The sequence below is a fragment of the Pseudocitrobacter sp. 2023LY-00077 genome (assembly GCF_055796175.1).
The window spans coordinates 103,444-121,473 of record NZ_JBSPEI010000005.1 but is presented as its reverse complement, the minus strand read 5'-3'; the positions used below and the strand labels follow the sequence as shown (position 1 = coordinate 121,473).

The following is an 18,030-nucleotide window of genomic DNA, read 5'->3' as shown; positions in this document are numbered from 1 at the left end:
CATGAGCAAGAAAATAGCCGTCTTGATCACCGACGAGTTTGAAGATTCAGAGTTTACCTCTCCCGCCGATGCGTTTCGCAAAGCGGGCCATCAGGTTATCACCATTGAGAAGCTGGCCGGTAACACCGTGACGGGTAAACGTGGCGAAGCGAAAGTGAAGATTGACGCCGCCATTGACCAGGTAAGCCCTGCGGAGTTTGATGCTCTGCTGCTGCCAGGCGGCCACTCGCCAGACTACCTGCGCGGCGACGATCGTTTTGTCACCTTCACCCGCGATTTTGTTAACGCCGGCAAACCGGTTTTCGCCATCTGCCACGGGCCGCAACTGTTGATCAGCGCTGATGTGGTGCGCGGGCGCAAGCTCACCGCTGTGAAACCTATTGTAGTGGATGTGAAAAATGCCGGGGCGGATTTTTACGACCAGGAAGTGGTGGTCGATAATGACCAACTGGTAACCAGCCGGACGCCAGATGATTTACCGGCATTTAACCGGGAAGCGTTACGCCTGCTGGGCGCCTGATTCCCGTAGCCAATGCAGTTTTTTACCGAAGCCCAGCGTGTTGTCAGTAAACTTGAGTTCATCAAGGCGAATTTCCCACACGGGTGCTGACAACATTCTGGCGACCGGGAAGCGGCGGTTATACAACGCGCGCTTCTCGTCGCTCTCTTCACCTTCCAGCAGCCGAATCTCGCCCTTGAACTGCACGCCGCGAATCAGCGCCACCGTTTTCGGCTGGCCGTTAACCGTTCCGGCAACGGGCGCGCGCGTACCGGTCATCTGGCCGTGGCGGGTGGTGGTATCGCTGAGAAGATAAAACGCGACACGGTCGGCGTCATACACGAAGAATGCATTCGCACACCAGAGTTCGCCTTCACTCGCCACACACCAGCTTACAACGTGTTGTTTTGTCAGCCAGCGGCTAATGGCAGCAAGCGTTTCCATCTTTTCTCTCCGTTATGCTAAGGTGCGTTCACGTTACTATACAGGTTTCAACTCGTGCCCTGGTTTCTTTATCTGGTCCGCTCGGCGGATAACAAACTCTATACCGGGATCACCACCGACGTAGCGCGTCGCTTTCAGCAGCATCAAAGCGGAAAAGGCGCAAAAGCGCTACGCGGCAAGGGTGAACTGACGCTGGCATTTTCTGGCGAGGTTGGTGAGCACTCACTGGCTTTGCGGCTGGAATATCGCATTAAACAGCTAACGAAGCGCCAGAAAGAGCGCCTCGTTGCTGGAGAAGAGTCGTTTGAAGCCCTGCTAAGCGGCCTTAAAAACGATTAAAGTGATCGGAATACTCGACCAGGCCGTGCACGCCGTTCAGCGCATCATCCGCCAGACGATGAACCATAAACGCGTCTTCCGTGCCCGGCCAGCGGCAGCGTAAGTCGTACTGTGCGGCGCGTTCGAAGCCAAAACGGCTGTACAACGCGGGCTCGCCCAGCGTGACGACCGCGGCATAACCGAACTCGTTCAGAGAATCGAGGCCTTCATAGACCATCTGGCGCGCCAGCCCTTGCCCGCGATAGCTTTCATCTACCGCCAACGGCGCCAGCCCGACCCACTGCAGTTCTTCACCTTCGACGCTTACCGGGCTGAATGCCACGTAACCCACCACGTGACCTTCGTCATCCGTCGCCACAAGTCCGAGGGTAATCAAGCCGTCTTCGCGCAGCTCGCGCACAAGATCGGCTTCCCCGTCGCCGTTGAAGGTACGACGCAGCAGGGAGTCAATCCCCGGTGCATCAATCCCAATTTCCACTCGAATCAGCATGGCTCACCTACCGATGTGTGTTTAGAGTCTGATGGCGTTTTCAGCCCGGCTTCCACGAAGTCCGCCAGCTGCATCAGCATGACACGAAGCGCTTTTGGCATCTGTTCAAGCTCAATGGCATCCATCAGGTTTTTAACGTACAAACCCAGCTCCGTATCGCCTTCAATGACCAGTCGACGCTGGAAGAAGAGCGTGTCAGGATCTTGTTTACGCGCGGCGATCATCAGCAAATCGCTGGCGTCCGCGCTAAAGCTCACATCTGGCTGCGCCGACTCGCTCACAATCAGGCGATCGTTCTCGACGGAGGTAAACCATTGCAGGCCAATATCACGCACCTCAATGCTTAACCAGCGACCTTCGAGAAACTCAAGCTCACCATCGGCCAGCGCCTGGCGGAATTGCCAACTGAGCATCTGCTGCAACACCTGACGTTTAAGGGCGAACGGCGTGAATTTCACCGGCACGCTCATCAGCGTTGGGGCAACATGAACCAGACGTGAACGCAGTTTATCCAACACAAGCTTTACTCCCTGAATGCAATAATCCTGTTATTTTGCCATATCAGATAAACGACATAGCGGCGTAAATCAACAATTATGTGGTAAAGACTAACCATTATTGGTGCCATCAATACGCTTTTGTCTGCCTCAAATCAAAAATAATCGCCGCCAGGTTAACTAAAATCCCACCTCGTTAACATTATCGCTATCTGCAGGAAGAATTATGGAGCTGCTCTGCCCTGCCGGAAATCTCCCGGCGCTTAAGGCGGCCATCGAGAACGGTGCCGATGCTGTCTATATCGGGCTGAAAGATGACACCAACGCCCGCCATTTTGCCGGTCTGAATTTTACCGAGAAAAAACTGCAGGAAGCCGTCAGCTTTGTGCACCAGCATAAGCGTAAGCTGCATATCGCCATCAATACCTTCGCGCACCCGGACGGTTACGTTCGCTGGCAACGCGCGGTAGACATGGCCGCACAGCTTGGCGCAGATGCGCTGATCCTCGCGGACATCGCTATGCTGGAGTACGCGGCAGAACGTTACCCGCATATTGAGCGCCACGTCTCCGTTCAGGCTTCCGCCACTAATGAAGAAGCAATTCGCTTCTATCACCGCAATTTCGATGTCGCTCGCGTGGTGCTGCCGCGCGTGCTTTCCATCCACCAGGTGAAACAGCTGGCGCGCGTCACCCCCGTTCCGCTGGAAGTGTTCGCGTTCGGTAGCCTGTGCATTATGGCGGAAGGCCGTTGCTATCTGTCGTCCTACCTGACCGGTGAATCACCGAATACCGTCGGCGCGTGTTCTCCGGCGCGCTATGTACGCTGGCAGCAAACGCCACAGGGGCTGGAATCGCGCCTCAATGAAGTATTGATTGACCGCTACCAGGACGGCGAGAACGCCGGGTATCCGACGCTGTGTAAAGGGCGTTATCTGGTAGACGGCGAGCGCTATCACGCGCTGGAAGAACCGACCAGTCTGAATACGCTGGAACTGCTGCCGGAACTGCTGGCCGCCAATATTGCCTCGGTGAAAATCGAAGGTCGCCAGCGTAGCCCGGCCTATGTCAGCCAGGTAGCAAAAGTATGGCGTCAGGCCATCGATCGCTGCATCGCGGACCCGCAAAACTTTGTGCCACAGGCGGCATGGATGGACACCCTCGGCTCAATGTCCGAAGGCACACAAACCACGCTTGGCGCGTACCACCGCAAATGGCAGTAGGAAAGACCATGAAATATTCATTAGGGCCGGTGCTGTACTACTGGCCAAAAGAGACGCTGGAAGATTTCTACCAGCAGGCGGCCACCAGCAGCGCTGATATTATTTATCTGGGCGAAGCGGTATGTAGCAAGCGCCGCGCCACCAAAGTGGGCGACTGGCTGGATATGGCGAAATCGCTGGCGGGCAGCGGCAAGCAAATTGTGCTGTCAACGCTGGCGCTGGTGCAGGCCTCTTCTGAACTGGGCGAGCTGAAGCGCTACGTTGAGAACGGCGACTTCCTGCTGGAAGCGAGCGACCTCGGCGTGGTGAATATGTGCGCCGACCGCAAATTGCCGTTTGTCGCCGGACATGCGCTGAACTGCTATAACGCGGTAACGCTTCGTCTGCTGGCGAAACAGGGCATGATGCGTTGGTGTATGCCGGTCGAGTTGTCTCGCGACTGGCTGGCGAATCTGCTGACGCAGTGTGAAGAGCTGGGCATCCGCAATCAGTTTGAAGTGGAAGTTCTGAGCTACGGTCATCTGCCGCTGGCCTACTCCGCCCGCTGCTTTACCGCGCGTTCAGAAGATAAGCCGAAAGATGAGTGCGAAACCTGCTGCATCAAATACCCGAACGGGCGCAGCGTGCTGTCGCAGGAAAACCAGCAGGTCTTCGTGCTGAACGGTATTCAGACCATGAGCGGCTATGTCTATAACCTCGGCAATGAGCTGGCGTCAATGCAGGGTCTGGTGGATATCGTGCGTCTGTCGCCGCTGGGCACCGAGACGTTCGACATGCTGGATGCCTTCCGCGCCAACGAAAATGGCCAGGCGCCGCTGAACCTTACCGCCAACAGCGACTGTAACGGTTACTGGAAACGTCTGGCGGGTCTGGAGCTACAGGCCTGATAAAAAAGCTCACTTTGTTAACAACAGTCATCACTTTTTAATGCAGTATTAAAGATGCAGCTTTTCTGGCCGACAGCGCGCTGTGCTGCCAGGCTGGAACAAGACCTTCAATCTGATGATGACGCTGTAACAAAGTGAGCCTTTATGACTGACAAACCTGTTTCTTTCTCGGTGCTCGATCTGGCCCCGATCCCGCAAGGGTTGCAGGCCAAAGATGCCTTCGCCCGTTCTCTCGATCTCGCAAAACTTGCCGAAAAGCGTGGCTATCATCGCTACTGGTTAGCGGAGCACCACAACATGACCGGCATCGCCAGTGCGGCAACGTCAGTGCTGATTGGCTATCTGGCAGCGAATACCACCACCCTGCATCTCGGTTCCGGCGGCGTGATGCTGCCGAACCACTCTCCACTGGTCATTGCCGAGCAGTTCGGCACGCTCAATACGTTGTACCCCGGTCGTATTGATTTAGGGCTGGGCCGCGCGCCTGGCAGCGACCAGCGCACCATGATGGCGCTGCGCCGTCATATGAGCGGTGATGTGGATAATTTCCCACGCGATGTGGCGGAGCTGGTTGACTGGTTTGACGCCCGCGATCCCAATCCACACGTGCGCCCGGTTCCCGGCTACGGCGAGAAAATCCCGGTTTGGCTGCTGGGGTCAAGCCTCTACAGCGCGCAGCTTGCGGCACAGCTTGGCCTGCCGTTCGCGTTTGCCTCGCACTTCGCGCCGGATATGCTGTTCCAGGCACTGCACCTTTACCGCACCAATTTCAAACCTTCCGCACGGTTGGAAAAACCTTACGCGATGGTGTGCATCAATATCATCGCCGCCGACAGCAATCGCGATGCGGAATTCCTGTTCACCTCCATGCAGCAGGCGTTTGTGAAACTGCGCCGTGGCGAAACCGGGCAACTACCGCCGCCGATTCAAAACATGGATCAGTACTGGTCGCCGTCCGAGCAGTATGGCGTACAGCAGGCGCTGAGTATGTCGCTGGTTGGAGATAAAGCGAAAGTGCGTCACGGGCTCGAGTCAATTCTGCGTGAAACCGACGCGGATGAAATTATGGTTAACGGGCAGATTTTTGATAGCGAGGCGCGTCTGCATTCGTTCGGGCTGGCGATGGATGTGAAGGAAGAGTTGTTGGGGTAAGTATGGTTCGTGTGCCCGGTGGCGCTGCGCTTACCGGGCACACATGATCCAGCTCGCGAGCGCAACGCCATCAGGTATTGTTCAGCTGATTTTATAGCGCTGGTTTTCAACAACAACGGTGGGAAGTCGACGGTTTTTTTCAAAGTAATCATAGCCGGGCTTCAACATACGCCAGAAATTATAGTCCGGCCATGCTCTTGCCCTTCGCATGTTTTCATCGCTCATTGCGAACGGGAAGATATGCACCGACACGCGCTTTTGCCCGCTATTCAATGCCTGTGCAACCAGTTGATAAATCTCTTCAATGCCGTCGTCGGTCATAGCATAACAGCCTGCGGAGACGCAGTTCCCGTGAACCATAATAAAATCACCGGTATAGCCATTAGCCCGATCGTATGCATTCGGGTAACCAATATTAAACGCAAGATGGTAGCGGCTGTTTGGGTTAAGTAAGCCTTTATTGGTGGCATAAAAACCTTCCGGGCTTTTACCATCTCCCTGCTTGTGTTTTGGCCCCAGCCCCCCCGACCAGGCACATATAGTCCAGGTTTTGTAGAGTTCGTAAGGCTTATTGTTGGTACTCGACCACAGTTCCAGCTTATCTTCCGCTTTCAGAATGCGAATAAAGAGCTGGTCGCCGGGGTGAATCACTTTTGGCGGTGGCAAGACAGGGCGTTCGACCGGTATGAAAACATGTTCATCACGCGGAGTGGGCCAGAAAAAGTGGACACCCAGCGCGATGACCGCTGCGAATAAAAATAGAGAGAACAATCCATTACGAGACATTTTCACGCGTCCTGCGTTGGGTGACGGCGGCCATTATAAAATGGCTCCCGCCGTCTGTCGCGTTGGCTTGCTGATTACTGATAAACCGGCAACAAGTTAAAGCTCGACAGAATGTGCACCAGCGCGTTGCCGATACCGAAGACCAGAATCAGCGCAATCATCGGCTTGCCGCCCCAGACGCGGAATTTCGGGCTGCCGAAGCGTTTGCGCGATGCGCGGGCCAACAGTGCGGGTACAATCGCGGCCCAGATGGTTGCCGCCAGCCCGGCATAGCCAATAGCATGCAGGAAGCCGTTCGGCCACAGTACGCCGCCAACAATCGGCGGTGCGAAGGTCAGCAGTGCCGTTTTAAAACGACCCATCGCGCTATCATCAAAGCCAAACAAATCGGCCAGGTAATCGAACAGGCCCAGCGTCACGCCCAGGAATGAACTCGCTACCGCGAAGTTAGAAAACACCACCAGCAGCAGGTCCAGGCTACGGCTGTTCAGCACGCCGCTCAGCGCCTGTACCAGCACATCAATGTTCCCGCCTTTCTCGGCGATGCCGATAAATTCCGGACGCGGAATGTTGCCCATCGTTCCCAGCAACCAGATAGCATACAGACCCAGCGCCAGTAGCGTGCCGTAAACCAGGCATTTCACAATGGTCTGCGGATCTTTGCCGTAATACTTCATCAGGCTCGGCACGTTACCGTGGTAGCCAAACGAGGCCAGGCAGAACGGCAGCGTCATCAGCAGATACGGGGTGTAAGACGCATTACTTTCTGCGACGTTAAACAGCGTCGCAGGTTCAACATGCCCCAGCAGACTGCCGAACGTCAGGAAGAAAGTGATCACTTTCGCGCCCAGTACGATAGCCGTCATGCGGCTAACCGCTTTGGTACTCATCCAGACGATAAAGGCCACCAGCAGAGCGAAGGTAAAACCGCCCACGCGTGCCGGCACGTTCAGCGACATCTCTGCAAACGTGTGATGCAGAATCGACCCGCTCGCGGAGATATACGCGTAGGTCAGAATATAGAGTACAAAGGCAATCGAGATGCCGTTGACGATATTCCAGCCTTTGCCAAGGAGATCTTTGGTCAGCGTGTCGAAGCTCGCGCCGATGCGGTAGTTGAGGTTCGCTTCGAGGATCATCAGCCCGGAATGCAGCATGCAGAACCAGGTGAAAAGCAGCGCCGCCAGCGACCAGAAGAACCAGCTACCGGCCATCACCACCGGCAGCGAGAACATGCCCGCGCCAATAATGGTCCCGCCGATGATCACCACGCCGCCAAAGAGTGACGGTCGTGAAGCTGTAGTGGTAAGTGTCGCCATTTGCCGATATCTCCAGTGAATCGTTCTTTGCTATACGTTAGCATGGCGCTAATGTACCAGTACACGAGTACAAAAGGAATAAAAAAAGCCCCGATTTCGCAACCGGGGCTGTATATTTTACTTTACGCTAACAAGCGGTGATTTCTTACGCATCGCCACCGAAACGGCGACGGCTGGAAGAGTCATCACGACGCGGAGCGGCAGCAGCATCATCACGACGCGGCGCACGGCCACCGTCACGACGTTCGCCGCTGAAACGACGACCATCACCACGGCCACCTTCACGACGCTCACCACCGAAACCACGGCCTTCACGACGTTCGCCGCCAAAGCCACGACCTTCACCACGACCGCCTTCACGACGCTCGCCGCCGAAACCACGACCACCGCTACGCTCAGGACGCGGTTGCGCGTCGCCCAGCAGCTGCATGTTCATCGGTTTGTTCAGGATGCGGGTGCGAGTAAAGTGCTGCAGTACTTCGCCCGGCATACCTTTCGGCAGTTCGATAGTGGAGTGCGTACCGAACAGTTTGATGTTACCGATGTAACGGCTGCTGATATCGCCTTCGTTGGCAATCGCGCCAACGATGTGACGAACTTCAACGCCATCATCACGGCCCACTTCAATGCGATACAGTTCCATATCACCGGCTTCACGACGTTCGCGACGCGGACGATCTTCACGGTCGCCACGCGGAGCACGATCGTTACGATCGCTGCGATCGCGCGGACCACGGTCATCACGGTCACGGAATTCGCGTTTCGGACGCATCGGCGCATCTGGCGGAACGATCAGAGTACGTTCGCCCTGTGCCATTTTCAGCAGTGCTGCGGCCAGCGTTTCGATATCCAGCTCTTCGCCTTCTGCAGTCGGCTGGATTTTCGCCAGCAGGCCACGGTAGAGATCCAGATCGCTGCTTTCCAGCTGCTGCTGTACTTTCGCGGCGAATTTTTCCAGACGACGTTTGCCCAGCAGTTCTGCGTTCGGCAGTTCGACTTCCGGAATAGTCAGCTTCATGGTGCGTTCGATGTTGCGCAGCAGACGACGCTCACGGTTCTCAACGAACAGCAGCGCACGGCCAGCACGACCCGCACGACCGGTACGACCGATACGGTGAACGTAAGACTCGGAGTCCATCGGGATATCGTAGTTTACGACCAGGCTGATACGCTCAACGTCCAGGCCACGGGCCGCAACGTCGGTCGCAATCAGGATGTCCAGACGACCATCTTTCAGGCGTTCCAGCGTCTGCTCACGCAGCGCCTGATTCATGTCACCGTTCAGCGCAGCGCTGTTATAGCCGCTACGTTCCAGCGCTTCAGCCACTTCCAGCGTCGCGTTTTTGGTACGAACGAAGATAATCGCCGCATCAAAGTCTTCCGCTTCCAGGAAACGTACCAGCGCTTCATTTTTACGCATGCCCCACACAGTCCAGTAGCTCTGGCTGATGTCAGGACGGGTAGTCACGCTGGACTGAATGCGCACTTCCTGCGGCTCTTTCATAAAGCGGCGGGTAATGCGACGAATCGCTTCCGGCATGGTTGCAGAGAACAGAGCGGTCTGATGACCTTCCGGGATCTGCGCCATAATGGTTTCAACGTCTTCGATGAAGCCCATGCGCAGCATTTCGTCAGCTTCATCCAGAACCAGACCGCTCAGTTTAGAGAGGTCCAGGGTGCCGCGTTTCAGGTGATCCAGCAGACGACCCGGCGTACCGACGACGATCTGCGGCCCCTGACGCAGGGCGCGTAACTGCACGTCATAACGCTGGCCGCCGTACAGGGCAACCACGTTTACGCCGCGCATATGTTTAGAGAAATCCGTCATGGCTTCAGCAACCTGAACCGCCAGTTCGCGGGTCGGTGCCAGCACCAGGATTTGAGGTGCTTTCAGCTCAGGATCAAGATTGTTTAGCAGTGGCAGTGAAAACGCTGCGGTTTTACCACTACCTGTCTGGGCCATGCCCAGCACGTCACGACCGCCCAGCAGGTGCGGGATGCACTCAGCCTGGATCGGAGATGGTTTTTCGTAACCCAGATCGTTAAGGGCTTCAAGGATAGGAGCCTTCAGGCCCAGATCTGCAAAAGTGGTTTCGAATTCAGCCATGTAGTACAAGTGCCTCGATATTAATGGCGGCCAGTCTACATAACTCATCATGAAATTGATCTGCAATTTTCATTGAAAAGTGTGAACCGGCTCAAAGTAGGTGTATTAACGAACAACAACGCCCTCACCCGCGAAGGTGATGGCAATCAAAAAGATTACGGGCTGATGTAGTCGTCAGCTATTGCTGGTCCGATTCTGCCAGGTCATCTTGGTCCTGGCCCAGGAGCGATAATTCCAACAATGCGTATCGGTGCTCAACATAGTTATGAACGTTGTTAGCAACCGCCAGTTTGAACAGTGCCGTAGCGCTGTCCTTGTCCCCAAGACTTAGGTAATACTTACCTAAATAGAAGTTGGTTTCACTGAGATGCTCAGCGAGCGAGGTGTTATCCGTTGCGTCCGCCTTCAGGCGCTCCATTAACGTTTTTTCGTCAATGTTGCCTAAGTAGAACTCGACAATGTTCCATCCCCATTGTTCTTTATCCGATTTATCGAAGCGTTGTTTCAACGCGTCTTTTGCCTGCTTCTCATCGAGCTTCTGCTCAGCGAGGAATAACCACAGACTACGGAAGGGATCATTGGGATCGTCTTGATAAAACGCCAGCAGATCATCTTGCGCTAATTTTGCACGGCCACCGTAATAAAGCGCGATGCCGCGGTTCAAGTGCGCATAATTGTAAGTTGGATCAAGCTCAAGTACAGAATCAAACGCTTCATAGGCAGCATCAAAATTGCCTGCCTGCGTTAAGTAAATGCCTAAGTAATTGAATACTTCAGGCATATCTGGTCGGATTGCCAGCGCTTGCGAAAAATCGTTACGCGCTAGTGCCCTCAGACCGAGACTATCATACAACACTCCGCGCTCATATAAAAGCTGTGCGCGTTCGTCATCGGTTAAAGCCCGACTGGCAAGAATTTGTTCCATGCGTGCCAGAATCACTTCCTGCTGTAAAGTCGGTTGCAATGGTACCGCGAGGACCTCACTCTTTCGCCAGGCAGAATTACTGCATCCTGCCAGCGTGAGTGCTGTCGCTACGAAACACCAGCGCAAAAAAGGCTTCATTTCCCACTCCCGAAGACAACAATTGGATGAACGTCCTGTCCCCCGGCTGCAAACAGGCATCCCGCCAGGTAAAATTGCCCCCTGCTTGCGCAGAGGGCAAAACGGCAAACCTTACTCGCCTTGTTCCGCGGCCGGAGCTTCCGGTGCGGCAGCAGGCTGAGACTGCTCGGTTGCTTCTTTGATGCTCAGACGGATACGGCCCTGACGGTCAACTTCCAGAACCTTAACCGGTACTTCCTGATTCATCTGCAGGTAATCAGTGACTTTCTCAACACGCTTGTCAGCGATCTGAGAGATGTGCACCAGACCTTCTTTACCGCCGCCGATGGCAACGAATGCGCCAAAGTCTACAATACGGGTCACTTTACCGTTATAGATACGACCCACTTCGATCTCTGCAGTGATCTCTTCGATACGACGGATAGCGTATTTCGCTTTCTCACCGTCGGTCGCAGCGATCTTCACAGTACCGTCATCTTCGATTTCGATGGTGGTGCCGGTTTCTTCGGTCAGGGCACGGATAACAGAACCGCCTTTACCGATAACGTCTTTGATTTTGTCCGGGCTGATCTTGATGGTGTGGATACGCGGTGCGAACTGAGAGATGTCGCCGCGCGGCGCGTTGATCGCCTGTTCCATCACGCCCAGGATGTGCAGACGCGCACCTTTAGCCTGGTTCAGAGCAACCTGCATGATTTCTTTGGTGATACCTTCAATTTTGATATCCATCTGCAGCGCAGAGATACCGTCGCGGGAACCCGCTACTTTGAAGTCCATATCGCCCAGGTGGTCTTCGTCGCCCAGGATGTCAGACAGAACAACAAAGTTGTCGCCTTCTTTCACCAGACCCATCGCGATACCCGCAACGGCGGCTTTGATCGGCACACCTGCGTCCATCAGCGCCAGAGACGCGCCACACACGGAAGCCATGGAAGAAGAACCGTTAGATTCGGTGATTTCAGAAACCACACGAACGGTGTACGGGAATTTGTCCAGTTCCGGCATCACTGCCAGTACGCCGCGTTTCGCCAGACGGCCGTGACCAATTTCACGACGCTTCGGAGAACCGACCATACCGGTTTCACCTACGCAGTACGGAGGGAAGTTGTAGTGGAACAGGAAGTTGTCAGTACGCTCGCCCATCAGCTCGTCGAGGTTCTGCGCATCGCGGGTGGTACCCAGAGTAGCAGTAACCAGCGCCTGAGTTTCACCACGGGTGAACAGCGCGGAGCCGTGAGTACGCGGCAGAACGCCAGTGCGCACGTCCAGACCACGGATCATGTCTTTTTCACGGCCATCGATACGCGGTTCGCCTGCCAGTACGCGGCTACGAACAACGTTTTTCTCAATAGCGTGCAGGATTTCGCCCAGCTCGTTAGCGTCCAGAGTTTCGTCTTCAGCTACCAGCGTTGCGATGGTTTCAGATTTGATCACGTCAACCTGAGCATAACGCTCTTGTTTGTCGGTGATGCGGTAAGCGTCGCTCAGACGAGCTTCTGCCAGCGCAGCAACGCGTGCATTCAGCGCGTCGTTTACTGCTTCTGGCTGCCAGTCCCAACGTGGTTTACCGGCTTCTTTAACCAGTTCGTTGATTTCACGAATAACGGTCTGCTGCTGTTCGTGACCGAAGACAACTGCGCCCAGCATAACGTCTTCGCTCAGCAGTTCTGCTTCGGATTCAACCATCAGTACAGCGGCTTCGGTACCGGCAACAACCAGGTCCAGCTTGCTTTCTTTCAGCTCGTCCTGAGTCGGGTTCAGTACGTACTGGTCATTGATATAACCTACACGTGCAGAGCCGATTGGGCCGTTGAACGGGATACCGGACAGAGACAGCGCAGCGGATGCACCAATCATTGCCACGATGTCTGGGTTAACCTGCGGGTTTACGGACACAACGGTCGCGATAACCTGAACTTCGTTGACGAAGCCTTCCGGGAACAGCGGGCGAACCGGGCGGTCAATCAGACGCGCGATCAGGGTTTCGCCTTCGCTTGGACGGCCTTCACGACGGAAGAAGCTACCCGGGATACGACCAGCAGCGTAGGTACGCTCCTGATAGTTAACGGTCAGCGGGAAGAAATCCTGGCCTGGTTTCGCTTTTTTCTGGCCGACAACGGTAACGAATACCGCGGTGTCATCCATGCTAACCATAACAGCGGCAGTTGCCTGGCGCGCCATCATGCCGGTTTCCAGGGTTACGGTGTGTTGGCCGTACTGGAATTTACGAACGATCGGATTAAGCAAAATTCTATCCTTTCTTATTAAGTGGCAGCACACCTTCAGGCGTGCCGACATTGGAACCCGATCTTCTTTGCATCCTCGCGACTAATGACAACCCTAACCCTTCATGGGTGAAGCCTCTCATTAGCCGCGCGAACCTCTGCAATGAAGAACATGTACAACAACAATACATTATACCCGTTATCTTTCAAAATACCGCTGCGTTAGCAAAGTGCGTTGTAAATTCATTTACGTGGCACACTGGCTTTCGCTTAAGCGCTACTTTTTTCGGGTACATTTTCTCTTAAATAGCTGACATCTGGTGGAAAAAAGGGGCCATAAAGGCCCCTCTTTCTGAAACTCGCCAGAATTAGCGACGCAGACCCAGACGCTCGATCAGCGCGGTGTAGCGTGCAACATCTTTACGTTTCAGGTAGTCCAGCAGTTTACGACGCTGAGAAACCATGCGCAGCAGACCACGACGGCTGTGGTGATCTTTTTTGTGCTCTGCAAAGTGACCCTGCAGGTGGTTGATCTGTGCAGTCAGCAGAGCAACCTGAACTTCGGTAGAACCGCTGTCGTTCGCATCGCGACCGAACTCAGAAACGATTTGTGCTTTAGCTTCAACGCTTAGAGACATTTTGAACTCCAAATTTAAAAGAATGAAAGGGTGCCGATCTCTAATTCAGCAGCCCTGAGATAACGCTTGCCAATTGTTAAACAATTACGCAGGCGTTAAGCCGCAACATTCTACTCGTAGCGGCCTGTTATCGCAAGAGAGGCAATTACCTCACTCGGGGTATTCCACCACCAGGCGACGCGGTGCGACGCGGCCTTCATCATCGATTTCAGCCATGCCGATAAATTTCGCGTCGTCGCCTTCAGTGACGCGGACTAATCCGCTGGCTGGCGCCTGAGAGGCGCGCACCGGCTGACCGTTCTTAAAGTACGCCGCCACGACGGATGGAATATTGACGACGGGGAAGTCCGAAGCTGGACTATCCATCGGCATCAGCAGCGGGTCCAGCAGTTGGGTGGCAGGAATACCCTGCTGTTCAGCCTGCTCGACATACTCACGCAACTGTTCCAGGGTCACCATCCGTTCAACCGGATATTTACTCACCGCCAGACGACGCAGGAAAATGACGTGCGCGCCGCAGCCGAGCTTTTCACCCAGGTCATCAATGATGGTGCGAATATAGGTGCCTTTCGAACAGTGTATTTCCAGCTCCAGTTCATCGCCTTCGTGGCGAATAAACAGCAGTTCATACACGGTAATCGGGCGCGCTTCACGCGGTACTTCAATGCCCTGGCGGGCGTATTCGTAGAGCTTTTTGCCCTGATACTTCAGCGCCGAATACATTGACGGCACCTGCTGGGTATCGCCACGAAAACTCTCCAGCGCCTCAGCCAGCTGCGCATCGGTGAAGGTCACCGGGCGCTCTTCGACAATCTGACCGTCGGCATCGGACGTATCGGTACGCTGGCCCAATCGTGCGATGACGCGATAACGCTTATCGGAATCCAGCAGATACTGGGAAAACTTGGTCGCTTCCCCAAGGCAAATCGGCAGCATGCCGGTCGCCAGCGGATCCAGCGCCCCGGTATGCCCGGCGCGGTTCGCGTTATAGAGACGTTTTACTTTTTGCAGCACATCATTGCTGGATGCACCTTGCGGTTTGTCCAGCAACAATACGCCGTGGATATCACGACCGCGACGACGAGGACGACTCATCAGTCCTCCTTGCTGTCGTCCGGGTTCACACGACGTTCTTCGTCATGCTTAACCACGTTAGTCACCAGGTTGGACATGCGCATCCCTTCAACTAACGAGTTGTCGTAGAAGAAGGTCAGTTCCGGCACGATACGCAGACGCATGGCTTTGCCCAGCAGCGAGCGGATGAAACCGGATGCTTCCTGCAGCGCTTTGATGCCTGCTTTTACGGCAGCTTCATCTTTGTCGTTCAGGAAGGTAACAAACACTTTGGCATAGGCCAGATCACGGGACATTTCCACGCCGGAAACGGTCGTCATCATGCCCAGACGCGGGTCTTTAATTTCGCGCTGCAGGATGAGTGCGATCTCTTTTTGCATCTCCTGGCCCACGCGCTGCGGGCGACCAAATTCTTTCGCCATAATAAATTCTCCAGACAAAAAAGGGGCCAAAAGCCCCTTTTAAAATTAATCTCAGGTGGAAAGGGCTGTTCACGTAGGCCTGATAAGACGCGCGAGTGTCGCATCAGGCAACGGCTGCCGGATGCGGCGTGACGCCTTATCCGGCCTACACCCAATCAACCTTAGGCAATCGTACGCTGAATCTCGATGATCTCGAACACTTCGATCATATCGCCAACGCGAACGTCGTTGTAGTTCTTCACGCCGATACCACATTCCATGCCGTTACGGACTTCGTTAACGTCATCTTTGAAGCGGCGCAGGGATTCCAGCTCGCCTTCATAGATAACCACGTTGTCGCGCAGAACGCGGATTGGGTTGTGACGCTTGATGAGACCTTCGGTAACCATACAGCCCGCGATCGCACCGAATTTCGGTGATTTGAACACGTCACGCACTTCAGCCAGACCGATGATCTGCTGTTTCAGTTCCGGAGACAGCATGCCGCTCATCGCTGCTTTCACTTCGTCGATCAGGTTATAGATGACGGAGTAGTAACGCAGATCCAGGCTTTCTGCTTCGATCACGCGGCGCGCAGAGGCATCAGCACGGACGTTGAAGCCAACCAGGATGGCGTTGGAAGCCGCAGCAAGCGTGGCGTCGGTTTCGGTGATACCACCTACGCCAGAACCGATGATCTTCACTTTCACTTCGTCGGTAGACAGTTTCAGCAAGGAATCGGAAATCGCTTCTACTGAACCCTGTACGTCTGCCTTCAGCACGATGTTCACTTCGTGAACTTCGCCTTCGGTCATGTTGGCGAACATGTTCTCGAGTTTAGATTTCTGCTGACGAGCCAGTTTAACTTCACGGAATTTACCCTGACGATACAGTGCAACTTCACGCGCTTTCTTCTCGTCACGCACAACGGTCACTTCATCACCGGCAGCCGGAACACCGGACAGACCGAGGATTTCCACCGGAATGGACGGACCTGCTTCCAGCACTTCCTGACCCAGTTCGTTACGCATCGCACGAACACGGCCATATTCGAAGCCACACAGAACGATGTCGCCCTTGTGCAGAGTACCTTCGCGTACCAGAACGGTAGCAACCGGACCACGACCTTTATCCAGGAAGGATTCGATAACCGCGCCGCTCGCCATACCTTTACGAACCGCTTTCAGCTCCAGAACTTCAGCCTGCAGCAGGATGGCGTTCAGCAGGTCATCAATACCGGTACCCGCTTTCGCAGAAACTGGGATGAACTGTGCTTCACCGCCCCACTCTTCCGGCATAACGCCGTACTGGGAGAGTTCGTTCTTAACGCGATCGAGGTCTGCTTCTGGCTTATCGATTTTGTTCACAGCAACAACCAGCGGAACCTGCGCCGCTTTCGCGTGCTGGATAGCTTCGATGGTCTGCGGCATCACGCCGTCGTCTGCTGCAACAACCAGAACAACGATATCCGTTGCCTGCGCACCACGAGCACGCATAGAGGTAAATGCGGCGTGGCCTGGGGTATCCAGGAAGGTGATCATACCGTTGTCAGTTTCAACGTGGTATGCACCGATGTGCTGAGTAATGCCGCCCGCTTCGCCAGAGGCCACTTTCGTTGAACGAATGTAGTCCAGCAGAGAGGTTTTACCGTGGTCAACGTGACCCATGATGGTCACAACCGGCGCGCGCGGTTCAGCCGCAGCACCCGTGTCACGGTCGCTCATTACCGCTTCTTCCAGCTCGTTTTCACGACGCAGGATAACTTTGTGGCCCATCTCTTCGGCAACCAGCTGTGCGGTTTCCTGATCGATGACCTGGTTGATGGTCGCCATTGCGCCCAGTTTCATCATCGCTTTGATGACCTGAGAACCTTTAACGGCCATTTTGTTAGCCAGATCGCCAACGGTGATGGTTTCGCCGATGATAACGTCACGGTTGACCGCCTGCGCTGGCTTCTGGAAGCCCTGCTGCAGAGAAGAACCTTTACGTTTTCCACCTTTACCACCGCGAACAGCGGCACGCGCTTCTTCACGATCGGCTTTAGATTCAGCGTGTTTGTTGCCTTTTTTCGCCGGACGCGCCGCTTTCGCGTTGCGACCACGGCCACGACCACCTTCAACTTCACGGTCGTTTTCATCTTCAGCCTGGCGAGCATGCTGAGAAGTGGTGACGTGATAGTCGCTGGTGTCTTCAGTCGGCTCAGCGTTATTCACGCCATTTTTCTCGTTTTCTTCTGCCATGCGGCGGGCTTCTTCCGCTACGCGGCGCGCTTCTTCTTCAAGCTTGCGGCGTGCTTCTTCTTCCGCTTTACGCTTCAGCTCAGCAGCTTCACTTTCACGGCGGGCTTTCTCAGCCTGGGCAGTTTTAGTCATATCGTCTTGTTGATTGCTCACTTTGTCTTTTTCCGCAGCTTCACGTTTCGCTTTATCAGCGGCTTCACGCTTAGCTTGTTCTGCGGCCTCACGTTCGGCTTTTTGTTGCGCCTCGCGCTTCGCTGCTTCTTCAGCTTCACGACGGGCTTGCTCTTCCGCTTCACGCTGCGCCTGCTCTTCCGCGGCCAGGCGTTCAGCCTCTTGCGGATCGCGTTTCACAAAGGTGCGTGTCTTGCGGACTTCGATTTGTACCGACTTACTTTTACCGCCGGTACCTGGGATATTGAGCGTGCTGCGCGTTTTGCGCTGCAGGGTCAATTTGTCCGGCGCAGAACCGTTTTCACGGTTCAGGTGCGCCAGTAAAGTTTGTTTCTCTTGTGCGGACACAGAGTCATCAGCAGACTTCGGGATACCAGCGTCAGCAAATTGCTGTACCAGGCGATCCACCGAGGTCTGTATCTCTGCGGCCAGCGTTTTTACGGTTACATCTGTCATGCTGTTCCTTCCTGCTACAG

At 54.8% G+C, this 18,030-nt stretch carries 18 protein-coding genes; 5 read left to right on the top strand and 13 right to left on the bottom strand.

Features of this window, described 5'->3' with window-relative positions; translation table 11 throughout:
• Nucleotide 1: 1 nt before the first annotated feature.
• Nucleotides 2-520, top strand: coding sequence for a type 1 glutamine amidotransferase domain-containing protein (locus tag ACWWFX_RS08525; protein WP_473223582.1), 519 nt, complete (start codon nt 2-4; stop codon nt 518-520).
• Here ACWWFX_RS08525 and ACWWFX_RS08520 read toward each other — a convergent pair.
• A complete protein-coding gene (locus ACWWFX_RS08520; protein WP_276220910.1) occupies nt 500-943 on the bottom strand; it encodes a YhbP family protein in 444 nt (147 codons plus the stop codon). The genes ACWWFX_RS08525 and ACWWFX_RS08520 overlap by 21 nt on opposite strands.
• A 54-nt stretch (nt 944-997) precedes the next feature.
• On the opposite strand from ACWWFX_RS08520, the gene ACWWFX_RS08515 reads away from it, so the two are divergent.
• Nucleotides 998-1,282, top strand: coding sequence for a GIY-YIG nuclease family protein (locus ACWWFX_RS08515; protein WP_108474997.1), 285 nt, complete (start codon nt 998-1,000; stop codon nt 1,280-1,282).
• Here the strand turns inward: ACWWFX_RS08515 and ACWWFX_RS08510 are convergent.
• Both ACWWFX_RS08510 and ubiT read right to left on the bottom strand, forming a co-directional pair.
• Nucleotides 1,269-1,772: a GNAT family N-acetyltransferase gene (locus ACWWFX_RS08510; protein WP_276220913.1), complete on the bottom strand. Its 504-nt coding sequence runs from the start codon at nt 1,770-1,772 to the stop codon at nt 1,269-1,271. The two genes, ACWWFX_RS08515 and ACWWFX_RS08510, sit on opposite strands and share 14 nt — an antisense overlap.
• Complete coding sequence (gene ubiT, locus ACWWFX_RS08505) at nt 1,766-2,290, bottom strand: ubiquinone anaerobic biosynthesis accessory factor UbiT (protein WP_015962878.1); 525 nt, start codon at nt 2,288-2,290, stop codon at nt 1,766-1,768. Before ubiT ends, ACWWFX_RS08510 begins: the two co-directional genes overlap by 7 nt.
• Nucleotides 2,291-2,495: 205 nt before the next feature.
• On the opposite strand from ubiT, the gene ubiU reads away from it, so the two are divergent.
• The 3 genes from ubiU (at nt 2,496) to ACWWFX_RS08490 (ending at nt 5,530) form a co-directional block, all read left to right on the top strand.
• On the top strand, nt 2,496-3,491 hold the full coding sequence (ubiU, locus tag ACWWFX_RS08500) for a ubiquinone anaerobic biosynthesis protein UbiU (RefSeq protein ID WP_015962877.1): 996 nt from the start codon (nt 2,496-2,498) through the stop codon (nt 3,489-3,491).
• 8 nt (nt 3,492-3,499) lie between these two features.
• Nucleotides 3,500-4,378: a U32 family peptidase gene (locus ACWWFX_RS08495; RefSeq protein WP_276220916.1), complete on the top strand. Its 879-nt coding sequence runs from the start codon at nt 3,500-3,502 to the stop codon at nt 4,376-4,378.
• 144 nt (nt 4,379-4,522) lie between these two features.
• Complete coding sequence (locus tag ACWWFX_RS08490) at nt 4,523-5,530, top strand: luciferase-like monooxygenase (protein WP_473223581.1); 1,008 nt, start codon at nt 4,523-4,525, stop codon at nt 5,528-5,530.
• A gap of 81 nt (nt 5,531-5,611) precedes the next feature.
• Here ACWWFX_RS08490 and ACWWFX_RS08485 read toward each other — a convergent pair whose 3' ends face one another.
• The 10 genes from ACWWFX_RS08485 to infB all read right to left on the bottom strand — a co-directional run bounded on the left by ACWWFX_RS08485 (nt 5,612) and on the right by infB (nt 18,010).
• Nucleotides 5,612-6,316: a L,D-transpeptidase family protein gene (locus ACWWFX_RS08485; RefSeq protein ID WP_276220920.1), complete on the bottom strand. Its 705-nt coding sequence runs from the start codon at nt 6,314-6,316 to the stop codon at nt 5,612-5,614.
• A gap of 74 nt (nt 6,317-6,390) precedes the next feature.
• The gene (gene mtr, locus ACWWFX_RS08480) at nt 6,391-7,635 is read right to left on the bottom strand and encodes a tryptophan permease (RefSeq protein ID WP_456146566.1); all 1,245 of its coding nucleotides are present in this window, start codon (nt 7,633-7,635) and stop codon (nt 6,391-6,393) included.
• A 145-nt stretch (nt 7,636-7,780) separates the two neighbouring features.
• Nucleotides 7,781-9,742, bottom strand: a complete 1,962-nt coding sequence (locus ACWWFX_RS08475) for a DEAD/DEAH family ATP-dependent RNA helicase (RefSeq protein ID WP_473223580.1) — start codon at nt 9,740-9,742, stop codon at nt 7,781-7,783.
• On the bottom strand, nt 9,735-9,815 hold the full coding sequence (gene yrbN / locus ACWWFX_RS08470; RefSeq protein WP_100249910.1) for a protein YrbN: 81 nt from the start codon (nt 9,813-9,815) through the stop codon (nt 9,735-9,737). Before yrbN ends, ACWWFX_RS08475 begins: the two co-directional genes overlap by 8 nt.
• Before the next feature lie 105 nt (nt 9,816-9,920).
• On the bottom strand, nt 9,921-10,805 hold the full coding sequence (gene nlpI / locus ACWWFX_RS08465; RefSeq protein ID WP_149463982.1) for a lipoprotein NlpI: 885 nt from the start codon (nt 10,803-10,805) through the stop codon (nt 9,921-9,923).
• A 111-nt stretch (nt 10,806-10,916) separates the two neighbouring features.
• The gene (gene pnp, locus ACWWFX_RS08460; RefSeq protein ID WP_276220927.1) at nt 10,917-13,052 is read right to left on the bottom strand and encodes a polyribonucleotide nucleotidyltransferase; all 2,136 of its coding nucleotides are present in this window, start codon (nt 13,050-13,052) and stop codon (nt 10,917-10,919) included.
• A 346-nt stretch (nt 13,053-13,398) separates the two neighbouring features.
• Complete coding sequence (gene rpsO / locus ACWWFX_RS08455; protein WP_015962870.1) at nt 13,399-13,668, bottom strand: 30S ribosomal protein S15; 270 nt, start codon at nt 13,666-13,668, stop codon at nt 13,399-13,401.
• Nucleotides 13,669-13,818: 150 nt separating this feature from the next.
• Nucleotides 13,819-14,763, bottom strand: a complete 945-nt coding sequence (truB, locus tag ACWWFX_RS08450) for a tRNA pseudouridine(55) synthase TruB (protein WP_473223579.1) — start codon at nt 14,761-14,763, stop codon at nt 13,819-13,821.
• The gene (gene rbfA / locus ACWWFX_RS08445; RefSeq protein ID WP_015962868.1) at nt 14,763-15,164 is read right to left on the bottom strand and encodes a 30S ribosome-binding factor RbfA; all 402 of its coding nucleotides are present in this window, start codon (nt 15,162-15,164) and stop codon (nt 14,763-14,765) included. The genes truB and rbfA overlap by 1 nt, the downstream gene beginning before the upstream one ends.
• Nucleotides 15,165-15,325: 161 nt before the next feature.
• Entirely contained in the window at nt 15,326-18,010 is a 2,685-nt protein-coding gene (infB, locus tag ACWWFX_RS08440; protein WP_276220933.1) for a translation initiation factor IF-2, read from the bottom strand.
• Nucleotides 18,011-18,030 lie beyond the last annotated feature (20 nt).

Coding starts and splice junctions, on each gene's coding strand:
- ACWWFX_RS08490 (WP_473223581.1), top strand. CDS start 4,523: ATGACTGACAAACCTGTTTCTTTCTCGGTGCTCGATCTGGCCCCGATC.
- ACWWFX_RS08510 (WP_276220913.1), bottom strand. CDS start 1,772: ATGCTGATTCGAGTGGAAATTGGGATTGATGCACCGGGGATTGACTCC.
- ACWWFX_RS08495 (WP_276220916.1), top strand. CDS start 3,500: ATGAAATATTCATTAGGGCCGGTGCTGTACTACTGGCCAAAAGAGACG.
- truB (WP_473223579.1), bottom strand. CDS start 14,763: ATGAGTCGTCCTCGTCGTCGCGGTCGTGATATCCACGGCGTATTGTTG.
- ACWWFX_RS08520 (WP_276220910.1), bottom strand. CDS start 943: ATGGAAACGCTTGCTGCCATTAGCCGCTGGCTGACAAAACAACACGTT.
- ubiU (WP_015962877.1), top strand. CDS start 2,496: ATGGAGCTGCTCTGCCCTGCCGGAAATCTCCCGGCGCTTAAGGCGGCC.
- yrbN (WP_100249910.1), bottom strand. CDS start 9,815: ATGAAAATTGCAGATCAATTTCATGATGAGTTATGTAGACTGGCCGCC.
- ACWWFX_RS08475 (WP_473223580.1), bottom strand. CDS start 9,742: ATGGCTGAATTCGAAACCACTTTTGCAGATCTGGGCCTGAAGGCTCCT.
- nlpI (WP_149463982.1), bottom strand. CDS start 10,805: ATGAAGCCTTTTTTGCGCTGGTGTTTCGTAGCGACAGCACTCACGCTG.
- rpsO (WP_015962870.1), bottom strand. CDS start 13,668: ATGTCTCTAAGCGTTGAAGCTAAAGCACAAATCGTTTCTGAGTTCGGT.
- rbfA (WP_015962868.1), bottom strand. CDS start 15,164: ATGGCGAAAGAATTTGGTCGCCCGCAGCGCGTGGGCCAGGAGATGCAA.
- mtr (WP_456146566.1), bottom strand. CDS start 7,635: ATGGCGACACTTACCACTACAGCTTCACGACCGTCACTCTTTGGCGGC.
- ACWWFX_RS08485 (WP_276220920.1), bottom strand. CDS start 6,316: ATGTCTCGTAATGGATTGTTCTCTCTATTTTTATTCGCAGCGGTCATC.
- ACWWFX_RS08525 (WP_473223582.1), top strand. CDS start 2: ATGAGCAAGAAAATAGCCGTCTTGATCACCGACGAGTTTGAAGATTCA.
- infB (WP_276220933.1), bottom strand. CDS start 18,010: ATGACAGATGTAACCGTAAAAACGCTGGCCGCAGAGATACAGACCTCG.